Origin of the sequence: Moritella sp. 28 (assembly GCF_018219435.1) — a bacterium.
Classification (GTDB): Bacteria; Pseudomonadota; Gammaproteobacteria; order Enterobacterales; family Moritellaceae; genus Moritella.
Genome location: NZ_CP056121.1, coordinates 1,787,149 through 1,801,484, shown reverse-complemented (window position 1 = coordinate 1,801,484; position 14,336 = coordinate 1,787,149). Strand labels below are relative to the sequence as shown.

The 14,336-nt window shown below is 42.9% G+C and carries 18 protein-coding genes; 5 read left to right on the top strand and 13 right to left on the bottom strand.

Going from position 1 to position 14,336, the window contains the following annotated elements:
* Nucleotides 1-4 precede the first annotated feature (4 nt).
* The 11 genes from HWV02_RS08010 to HWV02_RS07960 all read right to left on the bottom strand — a co-directional run bounded on the left by HWV02_RS08010 (nucleotide 5) and on the right by HWV02_RS07960 (nucleotide 7,209).
* Nucleotides 5-151 (bottom strand): hypothetical protein, encoded by a 147-nt coding sequence (locus HWV02_RS08010; protein WP_019628769.1) that lies wholly within the window; start codon nucleotides 149-151, stop codon nucleotides 5-7.
* 41 nt (nucleotides 152-192) lie between these two features.
* Complete coding sequence (locus tag HWV02_RS08005; RefSeq protein WP_211690116.1) at nucleotides 193-459, bottom strand: putative phage tail assembly chaperone; 267 nt, start codon at nucleotides 457-459, stop codon at nucleotides 193-195.
* 8 nt (nucleotides 460-467) lie between these two features.
* Nucleotides 468-1,076 (bottom strand): hypothetical protein, encoded by a 609-nt coding sequence (locus tag HWV02_RS08000; protein ID WP_211690115.1) that lies wholly within the window; start codon nucleotides 1,074-1,076, stop codon nucleotides 468-470.
* Nucleotides 1,076-1,528, bottom strand: a complete 453-nt coding sequence (locus tag HWV02_RS07995) for a phage protein (protein ID WP_211690114.1) — start codon at nucleotides 1,526-1,528, stop codon at nucleotides 1,076-1,078. Before HWV02_RS07995 ends, HWV02_RS08000 begins: the two co-directional genes overlap by 1 nt.
* Before the next feature lie 10 nt (nucleotides 1,529-1,538).
* Nucleotides 1,539-2,639: a DUF2586 domain-containing protein gene (locus tag HWV02_RS07990; protein ID WP_211690113.1), complete on the bottom strand. Its 1,101-nt coding sequence runs from the start codon at nucleotides 2,637-2,639 to the stop codon at nucleotides 1,539-1,541.
* A 12-nt stretch (nucleotides 2,640-2,651) separates the two neighbouring features.
* Complete coding sequence (locus HWV02_RS07985; protein WP_211690112.1) at nucleotides 2,652-3,296, bottom strand: phage virion morphogenesis protein; 645 nt, start codon at nucleotides 3,294-3,296, stop codon at nucleotides 2,652-2,654.
* Between the two features lie 3 nt (nucleotides 3,297-3,299).
* The gene (locus tag HWV02_RS07980; RefSeq protein WP_067043265.1) at nucleotides 3,300-3,785 is read right to left on the bottom strand and encodes a phage tail protein; all 486 of its coding nucleotides are present in this window, start codon (nucleotides 3,783-3,785) and stop codon (nucleotides 3,300-3,302) included.
* Complete coding sequence (locus tag HWV02_RS07975; RefSeq protein ID WP_211690111.1) at nucleotides 3,782-4,249, bottom strand: head completion/stabilization protein; 468 nt, start codon at nucleotides 4,247-4,249, stop codon at nucleotides 3,782-3,784. The genes HWV02_RS07980 and HWV02_RS07975 overlap by 4 nt, the downstream gene beginning before the upstream one ends.
* A 103-nt stretch (nucleotides 4,250-4,352) precedes the next feature.
* Nucleotides 4,353-5,105, bottom strand: coding sequence for a phage terminase small subunit (gpM, locus tag HWV02_RS07970; protein WP_211690110.1), 753 nt, complete (start codon nucleotides 5,103-5,105; stop codon nucleotides 4,353-4,355).
* Nucleotides 5,106-5,179: 74 nt separating this feature from the next.
* Nucleotides 5,180-6,265, bottom strand: a complete 1,086-nt coding sequence (locus tag HWV02_RS07965) for a phage major capsid protein, P2 family (RefSeq protein ID WP_211690109.1) — start codon at nucleotides 6,263-6,265, stop codon at nucleotides 5,180-5,182.
* Nucleotides 6,266-6,282: 17 nt separating this feature from the next.
* Nucleotides 6,283-7,209, bottom strand: coding sequence for a GPO family capsid scaffolding protein (locus HWV02_RS07960; protein ID WP_211690108.1), 927 nt, complete (start codon nucleotides 7,207-7,209; stop codon nucleotides 6,283-6,285).
* A 190-nt stretch (nucleotides 7,210-7,399) separates the two neighbouring features.
* Between HWV02_RS07960 and HWV02_RS07955 the strand changes: the two genes are divergently transcribed.
* The 4 genes from HWV02_RS07955 to HWV02_RS07940 are packed head-to-tail and all read left to right on the top strand — an operon-like array spanning nucleotide 7,400 to nucleotide 11,014.
* Nucleotides 7,400-9,205 carry a terminase large subunit domain-containing protein gene (locus HWV02_RS07955; protein WP_211690107.1) on the top strand — a complete coding sequence of 602 codons (1,806 nt, stop codon included), beginning with the start codon at nucleotides 7,400-7,402 and terminating at the stop codon, nucleotides 9,203-9,205.
* The gene (locus HWV02_RS07950) at nucleotides 9,205-10,245 is read left to right on the top strand and encodes a phage portal protein (protein WP_211690106.1); all 1,041 of its coding nucleotides are present in this window, start codon (nucleotides 9,205-9,207) and stop codon (nucleotides 10,243-10,245) included. Before HWV02_RS07955 ends, HWV02_RS07950 begins: the two co-directional genes overlap by 1 nt.
* Nucleotides 10,245-10,568, top strand: coding sequence for a hypothetical protein (locus HWV02_RS07945; RefSeq protein ID WP_045109594.1), 324 nt, complete (start codon nucleotides 10,245-10,247; stop codon nucleotides 10,566-10,568). Before HWV02_RS07950 ends, HWV02_RS07945 begins: the two co-directional genes overlap by 1 nt.
* Nucleotides 10,565-11,014 carry a hypothetical protein gene (locus tag HWV02_RS07940; protein WP_211690105.1) on the top strand — a complete coding sequence of 150 codons (450 nt, stop codon included), beginning with the start codon at nucleotides 10,565-10,567 and terminating at the stop codon, nucleotides 11,012-11,014. The genes HWV02_RS07945 and HWV02_RS07940 overlap by 4 nt, the downstream gene beginning before the upstream one ends.
* A gap of 137 nt (nucleotides 11,015-11,151) precedes the next feature.
* Here the strand turns inward: HWV02_RS07940 and HWV02_RS07935 are convergent, their stop codons facing one another.
* Nucleotides 11,152-12,018: a hypothetical protein gene (locus HWV02_RS07935; protein ID WP_211690104.1), complete on the bottom strand. Its 867-nt coding sequence runs from the start codon at nucleotides 12,016-12,018 to the stop codon at nucleotides 11,152-11,154.
* A gap of 129 nt (nucleotides 12,019-12,147) precedes the next feature.
* Nucleotides 12,148-13,332 carry a restriction endonuclease PLD domain-containing protein gene (locus tag HWV02_RS07930; protein WP_211690103.1) on the bottom strand — a complete coding sequence of 395 codons (1,185 nt, stop codon included), beginning with the start codon at nucleotides 13,330-13,332 and terminating at the stop codon, nucleotides 12,148-12,150.
* Between the two features lie 690 nt (nucleotides 13,333-14,022).
* On the opposite strand from HWV02_RS07930, the gene HWV02_RS07925 reads away from it, so the two are divergent.
* On the top strand, nucleotides 14,023-14,274 hold the full coding sequence (locus HWV02_RS07925; protein WP_211690102.1) for an ogr/Delta-like zinc finger family protein: 252 nt from the start codon (nucleotides 14,023-14,025) through the stop codon (nucleotides 14,272-14,274).
* The last annotated feature ends 62 nt before the right edge of the window (nucleotides 14,275-14,336 follow it).

Genomic DNA, 14,336 nt, shown 5'->3' with positions numbered 1-14,336 from the left:
TGACTTAACCACTGTCTAACGCCATGCAAATACCATTGTTGATGGCGATTTGCTGCTTTTCTTGATTATCGTTTTCCAAAAACAATGCCTGGGCTAAACTGTCTTCAGTGGCTGCGCTGTGTGGTAGCCATTTTTGCTGATAGGCGAGCAACTGATCTAAACGGTTTCTGCTTATCTCTTTTGCTCGCTGTTCTATTTTTTTACGGTAATGTTGAATTCCGGTTGATACTCTTCAACCACACTGCCGACTAAATGCAGCGCTGCACCAGGCATCGCCAACATTTCTTTTAATGCTGCTTTGCATTCACTGTCCACAACCGTCATTAAGAAGTTGGTCGCTGGTTGAATTTTATTAACCTGATTACTTTGGTTTAAAAATTTGTTGTAAGCCGTCACGTTCACATTGAAACTCAGTTCAATGTCATTCACTTCAAGGGTGATTTTTTGCTCTAACGCCATGGTCACTCTCACTCTTTATTTGGGTTTAAGTCAGCTTGTTCTAACAGGGTGTACGTAAAGGTACTACCCCATTGCTGACGGCTTTGATGGCAAAGGGCCATCAGCTTATTAAAATCATTCGGGTTGGCTAATACCTGGCAACCAGCGGACCATTTGTCGACTTGCTTTGACTCATGGTTTGCACTCGCTCGATGGCAATTAATACCGAAATAACCACGTTGTAGGTTATTCTCACAATCCAGTTGATTATCATTGTTGTTATCTCTGTAAACGGTGACGGGTTTATGCTGCACTAACGCAGGGTATTTTCCCTGGTGATAACCAAAGGTCCATAAACTGCGGTGCTGCATGGCGGCCAATACTGCAGTGCCATCCACATTGCAGGGATTCTCACGGTAATAAGTGCCTGCATCCGTGGTGCATTTAAAGGTTTTTAGCTGCCACTTTTCATCTTGCTGATACAACAAACAAAGCAGGTCGTTAAAGCTGTTTGCCTTGGTGTCCTTGTGACGAACCCCAATAAGATTAAGGTTTAATTCACCTTCAAATACTTTGTAGTGCTTGGCTTGCATCGCCTTAAGCAACGTACTTGCCGTAAGGTTTTTGATTAGTGCCATTACAGGTCTCTCACTTCTTCTGCAGTCAGATAAGGAATGCCGTTAATTTTGATAAAATCAGTCGACGTCACTGGACCTTTAATCGTGGTGGTATCTTCTTCGCCACCTTCCGCTTTGATATTTAAGATCTCGTCTAACTGCGGCAGTACACCAAAGGCTTCAATATTCTTGGTGCCGGCGGCAACTTCCGCTAAGAACGAAACATCAAATGGTTCGATGCCTTTCCAGCTGCCAGCCGTTTTGGCTACATCCTGCAGGATAAGAAAGTTCTCATGATCTAATTTAATAGTGACTTCGGCGTCAACCGGACCATCGATATAGCCTTTAGTAATGCCACGTACTTTTTTGGCTTTTCGGCCATCGGTGATTTTTACGCTGGCTTCGATGACATGCACCATTTTGTCACCAATGAAAATATCAAAGTCTTTACCGCCTAATGCTTTTACTGACATGTGCTGTTCCTTATTCGTCTTTGTCTAACATGATGCCGACAAGGATTTCACTTGGTGAGTCAATCGGCTGTATTTTTACTGTGACTCGCAGTTGTCGCGCATTCATGAAGGTTAAAGTGATTGAATCATCTTTCGGTTCACGTATTTCACCAGGGAATTTATCCGCGCCAATGTTGATACTTTTTGACATGTCTCGCAGTGGTTTGCCCAATACACGTTTGCCAAAACCAATGCCTGTTGAGCTGTTATTAAGTCGGCGGTTTTTGATTTGGTAAATCGCGATGATGCGGATTTGTCGCGCGGCTTTATCGACGATACGACCGGCTTCAATTTTCTGATAGTCACCGCCTTCGGCATCGAGCATATTGACGTCACCAAAGTAGATGCCATCGAAGTCAGGATAAAACTGCACACAGCTAAAACGGATCGCATCCAATGCGGCTGTGACTGCATTGGTAATTGGTTGACCGGCACTGTCGTGTGGTGTTGGTTGCAATGCCATTGACCCTGTTTGCACACGCATTGGTGAATCGGCAATCGTTACTGAACGTTTACAAAGTCGCCCCGTTACTGCGCCAAGTTCATCGCCATAAAGCGCAGGGATAACAGCCACTCGCGCAGCAACAACTCCATCTGTTAATGGGGTGATCGCGGCAAGATGTTCTGTCCATGTTTGGCTGTCACTCAGACCAGGTGCTGATACAAGAAAACGAACACGGCGAGCATACTTGGCTAAGATATCAAGCGCTTTGGCTTGGTATGCTTCAACTTGTGCTTTGCCCGTAACCGGTGTGGTGATCACGATAATTTCTGGGCTGATGTTTTGGTCCATGGCTTTATCGATAAGCGCAAATTCGTCATCACCTTTGTTGATAGGGATAGCCCAACCAGACACCAAGGCATCGCCATTACGCATCCAGGCTGTTAATTGTGTTTTCAAGACTGAGTCAGCTGTTGATATCAATGCATCAAAGTCAGATTGCGCATTAACGGGGACTATTTTGTTTATGTTCAACACACCAACACCGATAAACAATGCTGAACGTTCCACTTCTTTTGTTGCTCCGCTACCCGTATTTAATGCGGTAACTAAAACCTTGCCCTGTGCCATATATTTACCCTTTTAGCGGAGGCGAAATGCCTCGTCCAACATGTAGTTTTTTAATTCTGTTTGTTCATGACTGCTTTGGCCTATGAACGAACGCGCTGGTAATTTAATTTCCCAACTGGATTTGGCTTTTTCATTACCGCGTAAAATTCGCAATATAAGCCCAGCTTGACCTGATGTTATGTTTTCGGTTATCCACTTAAGCGGCGGTACCTTCCAACCTTTACCGCGTTTCTTTCGGATCTTATAACCGCTATCTCGCAGTGATTTGGCTTGCCTGCGTGACGCCTTACCACGGTAATCAGGGGTACCATTGTCTTTCGCAGCCTGCTTAGCCGTTTGCGTTAATGTGATACCTTCTTGGTGAACTCGCGCTATTTGTCCTAGCCGTTTATTACCAAAGGTAACCTTGGCATTATTGGGTGTGGTATGAACCTGAACACCTTTACCAAGCTTCTTTAACATGCGTTTTTTACGGCCATCGCTGCGGCCTTGCCAATTGGTACCAGACAATCCCCTTTGCCCTTTTAACCGGGCTTTGGTGTCTCGTCTTACTTTACGACCAGCGCCGCGTAAAATACGGCGACGCTTATTGGCATCGAGCGTTAACAGGTCTAATTGCTTTAACGCGTTATCAGTGGAGATACCAAGATTAAGCATTTTCTACCCCGTTACACTCTCGGCATCTAATTCAAATGACGCTGCAATCCAAAGACTCTGTTCACCAAAATCAAAGCGTTTGGTTTCGCCTTGAAATTCCAATTCAAACGGCCCGTTCATGTCTTCAACCAGCATCACATCTTCTGCGAACCGTTCGATCGTCAACTCGATTTCAGCACTGTTATCGTCATTAATATCCAGGCTAAATTCCACATCATGGCTGTCGTCTTTTTCTGCATTTGTCATTAACCAAAAACTCACATAAGTTGCGATCAATTCAACAGGGGCGTTGCATGGATTAATGCTGATCACACCACTGTAATAAAAGCGTGCGGCGAGCAACCCTGTTCCGTTTATTCGTTTACTGGCGTGTTCAATACGTCCGCCTTCAATCCAACTATCAAACTCGCCAGCCCTGGCTAAATGTCGTCCCTTGTAGGTGGCCGATACCAGGTACTGCACTAAACGTTGTAATTTGCTTTGACTCATAACAGTTCAACGCCTGAATTTGTTGCCTTCATCATTTGACGTAAGGCGCTGTCACTTTCTGCTAACCAGTATTCTTGATTGTCACTGGCCATCACTTGCTGTGCGGCACGTTGGTCACGGTGCGTTTCACCTAGGCGACTGATTAACAACTTGGCCTTAGCGCGACAATATACGGCGCGTTGATACATGAGGATTAATGTGTTTACGCCATCAATTTCCTCAACGCTCACATTTTGTAATTGTTCGACCTGTTGCCAATGGCGTAATCGATATTTTGCTAATGCCTGGTTAACATCGAGCATGGCCAGCACCAGTGTTCGCTTAACCTGCTCGCTGTTGTTGGCGTATTCCGTTGCGATAGCATAATCAGTGATAAATTCAGCAGTGCCCAGTTCTGGATAAAATCCGTTGTTTACGACGTTCTCATTGCTTACTTGTGCCAGTGGCATGCCTGCTAAATTCATCTTTAACTCACTTCTAATAGGTCGGCTCTGGCCACTGCGATAAGGAGCCCATTTCACTACTGTGAATAAGTCCAACGCAGCCGAGCCGGTGGCGCGAGAGTTGTTACGATTCGCTGTCTTTACCAATGGTCTTGGCTATTTCTCTGACCATTTTTTTAACGCCCGCTTTGTCGTTTAACGCAGTTGCTTTGGTGCCGTAGGTATAGGCATTACCCAGGTTAAATACGCTTTGCTCTAGCTTGGCAGCCATGGCGTATAGCTTGCCGCCAATCAATTCACTTAACCGCCATTGGTGCGTATTCAACAAATGGATAAACTGAGTAAATAGCTGAATAACGTGGCTTCGCTCTACTGCGTCACGGCCTTGGCTTAGGTGCTTAGCCCCTTCGTCATAGAGTTGGTCGATTAAAAAGGTCGGCCAATCTTGGGTACTAAAGCGCCCTGGTAAACGTTGGTTTTGCGTCACTAACAAAGGCAAAAATTCAAAGGCTGCTTTCCAGTGTCCAAGGTCTACAAGCCAAATCACCACCCAAGCCAGCACCATGTTCTGATGGTCTGTGCCTTGTGTTTGATAGCGGCGTAAGTAATCTAGGTATTGATGGTTCTCAATGGCCTTGGCTTTGTATTCAAGCTTGTCTTCGATGTGTGAAAACTTTTTAAGTTGAGCAAGGTCGGAATCCATCGCTGCTTTGAAAAAATCAAACTCGTCCATGATGCCTTCGGCGCGGCTTGATTCGGCTTCAACAATCTTGCCCTGCTTGACGGTCACTGAAACAGACTGATCTGGACCACTTGCTAGGTCCACACCGATAATAGAGGCATGGGTTTTACGCTGATTTCGTTTGACTATGCTCATTTCAAAAAACTCTCTGCTTGGTAAATAACTGGCTTACCGCAATAAGCCAGTACTTGGTTATTGATTAAAATCTGTTAAGACCAAACCCAGTGCGCGGGGTTATCCGCATCAAAGTCGGCGGCATCAACAGCAGGGTCTTTCACCTTGTCCAGCTTTATGCTGCTCGTTTCAAAGAAGGCGATCTTTTCCAAGTCATTGATGTAGTAACAATCGTTACGTGATTGATAATCTTCGACTCGTTTCTTCTTGGCATTATTTTCAATCGAGGTGCGCGTTGAACCTGATTGCACGTAATGACAAAGGTTATCGAACGAGGTGATTAAGATGCCGCGCTCTGGGAAGAACGGCACCTTATACGCTTTCAAACCACCGAATGTTTCAATGATCTGCTCTAGCTCGATCTTGTCTTTTTCACTTGGGGTATGGGCTTGCTTGGCATAGAGCTTGTTCTTTTCTTTGGATAACAGTTCATCACCAATAATGGCGACTAAACCAATGCGCTTATGGGCTGGAATGGCCTGCAGCAAATCATGTACGCCTTGATCAAGGTTTTCATAATCACCGCCTGCACCGATACGAATTTCACCGTCTTTTTGTTCACCATCGGCAAATACATTGGCAGGATTATCACGACGCACCAACTGGAACCAGCCGATATTCACATCATTCATCATTGGGAATGTTGCAATGTCCGTTACTTTCTCGGCACTTGTACCGTTCCAGCCAATTTTGATGATATCCAGTGCAATGGCTTGACGAACATGGGCGCGAAAACGGCTGTGGAAGTCTGGGAACTTGGCCCACATATCCATGCGTTGCCACGTAATGTGGGTATCGCATTCAACCGCATAACAACGGTATTCACGGTCGGTTAAACCCAGCGGGTCTTTGGTGCTACGACTTTTACTTTCATCTGTTTCGACGCCAGCACGACCAGTAACACCGCCGTTAATCCCTGCAGTGATCGCACTGCCGACTAAATCATCAACCATTTGTGTATCAATGCGCTGTAAGAATTCTGCACTTTGATATACCTGGTCATACAGCGTTTGCTCAATCGAGGGCTCGACACTGAACTGTTCTGATACGGAGGCAACCCCGTAATTGACAGCCAATGCAGACACAACCGCGGCAAAAACTTGTGTTGTTTTAAGCTTCATTAATTTGGTTCCTATTGCTAAAGAAGGTTGTGGTACTTGCCATTCTCACCAAGGTGTTCTTCTTCACCATCAGTGGTTGTTGATGCAGGGTCTTTGATTGCATCGCTCACGGTTTTAGTCAGCGCTGCAATTTGCTCAACCAAACCATTAACCTTGCCATCAATAGCCGAGAATTCAGCCGTTGGTTCACCTGTACTTGTGTCTGCTTCGGTACCCGTATTCACATCATCTATCGGGGCTGTGGTCGTACCTTGTTTCGCAAGTAAGTCTTGCGTTGCTTGGGTATTGGCTTCGAGCGCTTGGCTAAATTTAAGCAATGGTTCACCGAGCGCGTCGGCCATTGCTGCTGCAAGTTCTTCGCGGGTCATATCGTCATTGTCCTTTTTAAAATTAAAGAGTTGTTTAAACAGGCTCTTGGTGGGTTTGGCCGCTTCTTCTAACCCTAATGACACCTTTAATAGGTCAGTATCTGAAGATGTATTATTAGTGTTGTCTTTGTCTTGCTGACTAAAGTGAATGCGGTCGGTGTAGGTACTGGCCGGATAATCTGTCACGGCCAACCCTGTTAAATAGGTTTGCCCTGACTTCATAAAGTCTCGGTCAATTTCGATACTGAAATAGACGGCTTGGTCAGCTTGGTTCAATTGCACAAATGATGCGTTCGGCGATAACACGGCGTATAAGACTTTAATACCGTCTTCATTTTTATCTGTGCTTAACCCGATCACATCACCTAACATCCCACCTTTAATATCGATGTTGCAAAGGTTCTTCGCTGCCCAACCAGACCAATTAAATTCGTGGTCTAAATTGATACGAGCGCCGTACTTTTTATAGTTGTAAGTGGCAACAATATCGTCGATATCTTTTTCTGATATTTCGCGCCCATCTACCGTTAACCCCATGGCGGCAATGGCAAGTGGAATAGTGCGTAATTGAGCCATGTTGTTTCCTGTTTAATGTCAAAGTGAATCTAAGTGAGACCAATTTTGCCTTCTGAACAGGCCTTAATCCATCACATTAAATCCGCTAAGTTCCGATCTTGGCGATGGCGGAATAACACGGAAATCTTCTTAAAGAATTACTAGTTTTAGGGTTATAAACTTGGCGCTTGTTCTTACTAACAGGCCAGTTATGAAACCGAGGACTCCCCGATATACACCCGAAATTATTAAAGCGGCGCGTGACCATTATGTTTTTGGTGGGCTGACGTTTGATGAGATTTCAGAAATTGACGGTATGCCGAGTGCCCGTTCTTTACGACGTTGGGCGGATGATGGCAGCTGGAATGAACTGTGCCCGTCACTGAATGCCGAGACAGCGATTGCACGACGTATTGTGTTATTGGCTGATCGTGACAATAAAGATGACGCGGATTACAAAGAACTGGATTTTTTGACCAAACAGCAATGCGCGTTAAACCAGTCACGTTTACCCAGTGCCGGCATCACGAAAAAATACGGCAATACGCCTGCAGCTGCTCCGCCCCAACATGAACAGACAAGCGAGCGAACCAGTAAAAGTAAGAAACGTCAGAAGAAGATTAAGAATGATGTGTCTAGTATCACCAAAGAAATGCTGGATACACTCAAAGACAACCTGCTCTACCCGCACCAATTACATTGGTTTGAACATCAAGATTACCGTAGCCGGTTCATATTAAAGCCGCGTCAGATTGGCGCGACTTTCTATTTTGCGTTTGAAGCGTTTTATGATGCGGTGGTGAATGGCCGTAATAAGATCTTCATTTCTGCATCGCGTGACCAGGCTGAGATATTCAAGGCCAATATTATTGCGTTATGCCGTGAGCAGTTTGGTATTGAGCTAAGCGGCTCGCCACTGACTATGCGCAACAAAGGCAAGACCACAACACTGTATTTCAAATCAACCAATGCCCGTACTGCACAATCGGCATCTGGCGACTTGTATATTGATGAAGTGTTTTGGATCCCGAAGTTTAAAGAGTTACGCAGTCTTGCCCAGGCAATGGCAACCCATAAAGATTTTCGTATTACCTATTTTAGTACGCCGTCGGTGACTAGCCATGAAGCTTATGATTTGTGGAATGGTCGCTGGTACCGAAAAACCAAAGCCTGTAATGATCCCGAGTTTGCCATTGATGTTAGCCATAAGACCTTAAAGGATGGCTTGCTTTGTGAAGATGGTATTTGGCGTCAAAAGCTCAATGTTTACGATGTGGTGAAACAAGGCTTTGACCGCATTGATATTAGCATTCTGGAAAATGAATATTCGACTGAAGAGTTTAACAACCTCTTTATGTGCAAGTTTATTGATGATGCCCACAGTGCGTTTAGCCTTAAACAACTGATGGCCTGTGTGGGTAATAGTAAAAAATGGACTGACTTTGACCCAAGTTGGCCACGTCCTTATGCCATGAAGCCGGTTGTTATTGGTTTTGACCCTGCGCGAACGCGAGACATTGCCTCGGTAGTGGTCTTAAGTTTACCGCTTGGCCCTGATGATAAATTCAGGTTATTGGAATCATTGAATCTCAGTGGTAACGATTTTGAAACCATGGCCAGTGAAATTAAAGAACTCACCCTTAAATACCATGTTGTGCATATCGGTGTTGATACCACAGGCATGGGCTTGGGTGTGTTTGAGTTAATACAAAAATTCTTCCCGCTGGCAATGCCGATTCATTACAACCCGCACAACAAAAACAAGATGGTGATTAAGGCGCTTAATGTCATTGGTAAGAAGCGTTTTGAGTTCGATGAGAATTCGGTGATGGTTGCCAGTAGCTTTATTAATATTCGCAAAAAGGTAGTTGGTGACCAGATTAGTTATGCAACCAACCGTACTGCAGCAACAGGCCATGCAGATATTGCCTGGGCAATCATGCACGCCATGATTTACGAACCATTATCTGGTGACAGCTCGAGCACCAGAACGTCAATAGGATTAGATGCCGCATAATGAATTCAACTAAGAGTACGACAACAGAACCGGTGAAAGAAAAATCCATCGATACGTTTAGCTTTGGCGACCCTGAGCCGTGTTTAGATAATCACATGACTGAGTATATTGGCCTTTATGCTGATATGGACGGGCTATATTCGCCGCCTGTGAGCTTGTCTGGACTGGTTAAGTTGCTGCGCGTTAATGCGCAGCATGGTCCTATTTTATATTTTAAACGCAATATGATCTTGAAATGGTTTAAGCCTAATACGGTATTAAGCCAGCGCACCTTTAAGAAGTTTGCTTTTGATTATTGTTGGGCGGCGAATGCGTATTTTCAGGTTATTAAAAATGCATTCGGCAATGTGATTAAGCTAAGGCATTTACCTGCGTTATCGATGCGCTATACCTCCACGCCAGGTGTTTATGCCCAGCGCTTAAGTAATGGCAAGGTGCTTCGGTTTAAAAAAGGCGAAGTTATTCACCTAAAAGAATACGACCCTAACCAGGGTATCTATGGTATTCCCCAATATTATGGCGGTATTCAGTCTGCGCTTTTAAACGAAGATGCCACCCTGTTCCGCCGTAAGTATTACAAGAACGGCGCACATATGGGGTTTATCTTTTCGATGGCGGACTCTAATTTATCGACCGATGATGAAGACGAATTGAAAAAAGCGATCAAAGATTCTCGCGGCGTGGGTAACTTTCGCAGTCTGTTTATTAATAACCGCAGTGGTAAGGCTGATGCCGAAAAGGCAATCAAGATTATTCCGGTGGGTGATATCTCTACCAAGGATGAATTTGAACGCATTAAGAAGATGACGCTAAACGATATGTTGAGTATGCACCGTGCCCAGGAAGCGCTTAGCGGGCAAACATCCGGTGAAAGTCCAGGCTTTGGTGACCTGGATAAAATCACCCGGGCTTATTACAACAATGAAGTGGTTCCGATGCAGCAGGACATGCTGGAAATTAACGAGTATTTACCTGCTGCGCTGCATATCAAGTTTGCAGAGCCAGCGTATTCTGACTTAAACCCGAGGAGTGAGGATTGATGGAAGAACTGATTGTTTTTATTCGCCAATGGGGGCAGCTGTGTTTGTTGTCGTTATTGGCCGCCGCTACGCAAATGTATATGTCTGGTACACGGATTACATTTTTTCATTATTTTATGTCGGTGTTGATGGCGATTTTGTCCGCGTATATTGCGGACAGTTTTTGTCGTTGGCTTGGATTAGATGAAGGGTTAAAGACTGGCATTATTGGTATTGCCGCGTATGTAGCGCCGCATCTTTTAACGGGGGTTAATGCTCTGGCTAAGGCGGTATCAAAAGACCCTAAGCACTTTTTAGATATTATTATGAGGAACAAATCATGAGTTGGCTTACTTCGTTGTTTAGTTTTATTTCAAAACCGATTGCGGATTTATCGGGTAGCTATCGAGAGCGTAAACGTATTGCGGCAGAAATGGCAGCATCGATTGCGACTGCAGAAGGTAACCTTAAATTGGCTAAGCTGGATGCTGAAGCTAAACGTTTGGCTAACCAGGAAGGTAACGACGCTGATTATGATCTGCAGGTGTTGAAGAACCGGCGAGAATCGATAATGGATGAGATCATTATTACGGTGTTTTTGGGATTGTTCATTGCCCACTTTATACCACAACTGCAGCCGTATATGGCGAATGGTTGGCAAGCCATGGGTTATAAAGGCGCGCCCTGGTACTTTGAATTTGTGATTGTTGGAATTGCGGTTTCAACACTGGGATTGATGCGTTTGTTTCGGGCGTTTTGGGGGAGTAAAAATACTAAAGGGGCTGGTTAGCCCTTTTAGTAAAAGTGCTTTAACGCCTGCAATAAGGTGTGCTCCATCGAACAAGCCAAGCACACCGTACTCCATACCAAAACCGCCGAGTGTCATGCATCACCTTGACTGCTTTGCTATAACAAGCCTATTGTGAATTACATGTGGACAGACTTGAAGGCATCCACTAACTCAGCTTCTGAAAAATCAAGTGATAGTGGAGATAAATCCGGTAATGAAAAGATAATTTCTGGGTTTGAAGGTGAGGTGTATGGAAATACAACTCCTTGCTGTCTACCTTGCTCTATACATTTAACAATCCCACTTTCATTTTTATTGAAGTCATTCATACTGATGTAAAATGCCCCATGAATAGCACCGTCATTATTTACTAGTGCAGCTTTGGATAAACCCACCTCCTCCATTTCACCCATAGAAAATGCATAGCAACACGAGGATAGTAAAACTGTCGAATCAGGCCATTTTTTCATAATTCGATCATAGGCCAGCTTTCTCAGATTATTATCAACAACTAGCCCAATACCGCTCGCAATAATTTCAGTTAAAGGGTTAACACCTAATTTTTCACCAGCCCAATAAGATTCCATCCATAACCTATCTCCGTCAAACTCAGAATCTAAATAAGTTGTAATCCATTCGGAATCAAGCTCTGTGTAATTATTACCAAAAAAATTGATTTCTGATATGTATTTTTTCTTATTCGTCATACCCCAACGATCTAAAGCAATATTTGCCATTTCTCTAGTTTCAAAAAAATAAACGCCTTGTAATCTAGATACACAATCAGGAAACATTTGTTGACGAACTTGTTCTAGCTTGAATTCGTTAAATACTTTATTTGATTGTGATGAATCTAGATACTTTTCAAGTAAGGCATATTGCCATAGAGAAACGCCAAAACCATCGCTATTGTTATGGCAGATAGTCTTAATTCTGCCAATTGCAACTTCCCAAGCAACCATTGGGTGATCAATATTTAAATAAGCATATAGCTTTCTATTCACAACTACTAACCTTAAACTTGTTATAACGCCTCAAACACTGGCGTGTAAGTTGACGCTGTTTTTCCGCCTTTGGGTTTTTAGCAAAAACCGTGGCGGCCGTTATGCGTCCAGTGATTTGACTTGTTATGTTTACACTCCATAGAATAACGCATCAATCATTGCAGCCCGCCCTAACCAAGCTTGTTCTTCAGCACTGTCGATCGGTCTTGGAGATGACCACCAAACCGAGTCTATAATTCGCTCGATTATATTATCCCAATATGTTTCAAATGTTACAGTTGCAGGTATACCAAAATCACGACATAACATAGACCTATTTTGTTTATCCAGACAGACAAAATAATCTGGGCGCTTCATAGCTAATAATCTACTTGCTATGGCAATCCCTGCTCCACCATCAGGAAATGCTAGCTTAAATTTATTAACAAATTCATCATAGTCAACCTTATTGATTGGGCCTATTAAAGGTATAACGGCAAGTGCATCGGAAATATAGAGGTTATTAGTGTTGATTCTATTTTTGAATTTTCCTGCACCAACCATACTACCAAACCACTTCCAGTTTACTTCTGGATCAGATGTAATACCGGCAACTTGCTTTCTTTTTAGCTGACTAAACTTAGAGAAAGACTCATTGTCTAGAAAATATTGATGAATAATACTTAGAACGTCAAGACGCTCATTAAACGAGCCTAATTCATCGTCTTTTATCTTTTTGTAATATTCAGACCATTCCAAAGAAAAAAGCTCTGACTTAACTAGCGCGTCTTTACTTTTAGAAGTACCGTATACTCCTTTAAGGCTATCTACTTTCTTCCTATTTTTACGCCAGATATTTTTATAATTTTTAAACTCTATTTCTGTTATTGATTGAGAATCGCTCCAATAACCATCGATTGCTTCGATTAGATCCTTAAACACCTCATCGCTACCAGAATCATCGCTCTTAATATGGATAACTATTTCGTTATTTTTAGTAAGCGCAGACGCTGTAAAATTAGCGCTCCCAATTAAACACTCCCAATCACCATTTTCACTAGAAAAAAGATAAACCTTAGGGTGATAGACTCCGTCTGTTTTCAGAATAAATTTAACCTTATCGCTACATACAAAATGTTCGATAAAATTTGGATGTGTTTGAAAAAAGTGAGTACCAACGACCATTCGTACAATTCGTTCTTTATTTTTTATAAGTTCGAACGATGCTTTTGAGCCCATAGATGCCCACGCAGTTGCAATATGATACTTGTTATATCGTTTCATCAATTGAACTAAAACCTTATCAATTTCAGCTGGCTTGGCGATTATTCTCATTGTTTTCCTTAGCTCACATACATATCAGGTTACTGGGTAAACATAACTGCTTATTATACGGAATTCCGCATAATGTGAATTTCAGTTTAATTTCATTAATATAAACAGTATCAAATATACTATTAATTACAAATAGGTAGTTGGGAATAGCGGCATTAAACCTAGCAAAACTGAGTCCAAAGCAATAATTGTATTTATATTGACCTATATAGACACATTGATAAGAGAATAAATTGTTACATTTCAATAAATTGTATTCTTCATGTACGTCAAATGAAGACTCTTCCACAGTATAAATCACCTATATTTAGTAAAAAGAGCAAACCTATTATTCCTGTATATAAACCAGATCACTTTCTGCTAAACATTTCGCTAGATGGTTTGTCATTATGTGACAAAACCTGTCACAACTTTGACATTAGCGATCTTTAAATGATCGTTGAGATCCTTTCTATATAAGGCTTGCGGGATATTCGCGTGTCCAGCTTAGTGTCAAAAACGTGAAAAAATTGCGAAAACGCGGTAGGCGAAGAGGAGTGAATTTATCGTAGGCTCACCCGCACGATTAAATGTTTTCCCCAGCCATCTACGATGTCTATGTATTATAATGAACATCGCATACAACTGTATAAAAAAACAGTTAAGTATCGTATGATTGACAGGTCAGTATTTGAATTAAGTGGATGTTTTATGCGAGTAGTTTGCCCAGAGTGCGGTGTTAAAAGCCGTATCCAAAAAACAAATAGAATTTCGAATAGCTATACCGATTTATATTGCAGTTGTAATAATGCGGAGTGTGGCCATTCGTTTGTAATGAATCTTAGTTTTAGCCATACGTTAAGTCCTTCAGCTAAAACCAGTACACAAATGGCAATTAGTCTGATGAAAGGTTTGGCTCCCGAACAGCGCCAAGAGTTACAACAACAGCTTTCTATTTTGTAAATATCCGCATCATCCATATCAGGCAAAAAAGTATTGAAGTGTTTGTCAGAACGCGCCAGTCC

What these genes read in the sequence shown, in the direction of transcription:
- HWV02_RS07985 (WP_211690112.1), bottom strand. Translation starts at nt 3,296, where the DNA reads ATGCTTAATCTTGGTATCTCCACTGATAACGCGTTAAAGCAATTAGAC.
- HWV02_RS07965 (WP_211690109.1), bottom strand. Translation starts at nt 6,265, where the DNA reads ATGAAGCTTAAAACAACACAAGTTTTTGCCGCGGTTGTGTCTGCATTG.
- HWV02_RS07945 (WP_045109594.1), top strand. Translation starts at nt 10,245, where the DNA reads ATGGAAGAACTGATTGTTTTTATTCGCCAATGGGGGCAGCTGTGTTTG.
- HWV02_RS07980 (WP_067043265.1), bottom strand. Translation starts at nt 3,785, where the DNA reads ATGAGTCAAAGCAAATTACAACGTTTAGTGCAGTACCTGGTATCGGCC.
- HWV02_RS07925 (WP_211690102.1), top strand. Translation starts at nt 14,023, where the DNA reads ATGCGAGTAGTTTGCCCAGAGTGCGGTGTTAAAAGCCGTATCCAAAAA.
- HWV02_RS07955 (WP_211690107.1), top strand. Translation starts at nt 7,400, where the DNA reads ATGAAACCGAGGACTCCCCGATATACACCCGAAATTATTAAAGCGGCG.
- HWV02_RS07975 (WP_211690111.1), bottom strand. Translation starts at nt 4,249, where the DNA reads ATGAATTTAGCAGGCATGCCACTGGCACAAGTAAGCAATGAGAACGTC.
- HWV02_RS07950 (WP_211690106.1), top strand. Translation starts at nt 9,205, where the DNA reads ATGAATTCAACTAAGAGTACGACAACAGAACCGGTGAAAGAAAAATCC.
- HWV02_RS08000 (WP_211690115.1), bottom strand. Translation starts at nt 1,076, where the DNA reads ATGGCACTAATCAAAAACCTTACGGCAAGTACGTTGCTTAAGGCGATG.
- HWV02_RS07940 (WP_211690105.1), top strand. Translation starts at nt 10,565, where the DNA reads ATGAGTTGGCTTACTTCGTTGTTTAGTTTTATTTCAAAACCGATTGCG.
- HWV02_RS07995 (WP_211690114.1), bottom strand. Translation starts at nt 1,528, where the DNA reads ATGTCAGTAAAAGCATTAGGCGGTAAAGACTTTGATATTTTCATTGGT.
- HWV02_RS07960 (WP_211690108.1), bottom strand. Translation starts at nt 7,209, where the DNA reads ATGGCTCAATTACGCACTATTCCACTTGCCATTGCCGCCATGGGGTTA.
- gpM (WP_211690110.1), bottom strand. Translation starts at nt 5,105, where the DNA reads ATGAGCATAGTCAAACGAAATCAGCGTAAAACCCATGCCTCTATTATC.
- HWV02_RS08005 (WP_211690116.1), bottom strand. Translation starts at nt 459, where the DNA reads ATGGCGTTAGAGCAAAAAATCACCCTTGAAGTGAATGACATTGAACTG.
- HWV02_RS07990 (WP_211690113.1), bottom strand. Translation starts at nt 2,639, where the DNA reads ATGGCACAGGGCAAGGTTTTAGTTACCGCATTAAATACGGGTAGCGGA.
- HWV02_RS07930 (WP_211690103.1), bottom strand. Translation starts at nt 13,332, where the DNA reads ATGAGAATAATCGCCAAGCCAGCTGAAATTGATAAGGTTTTAGTTCAA.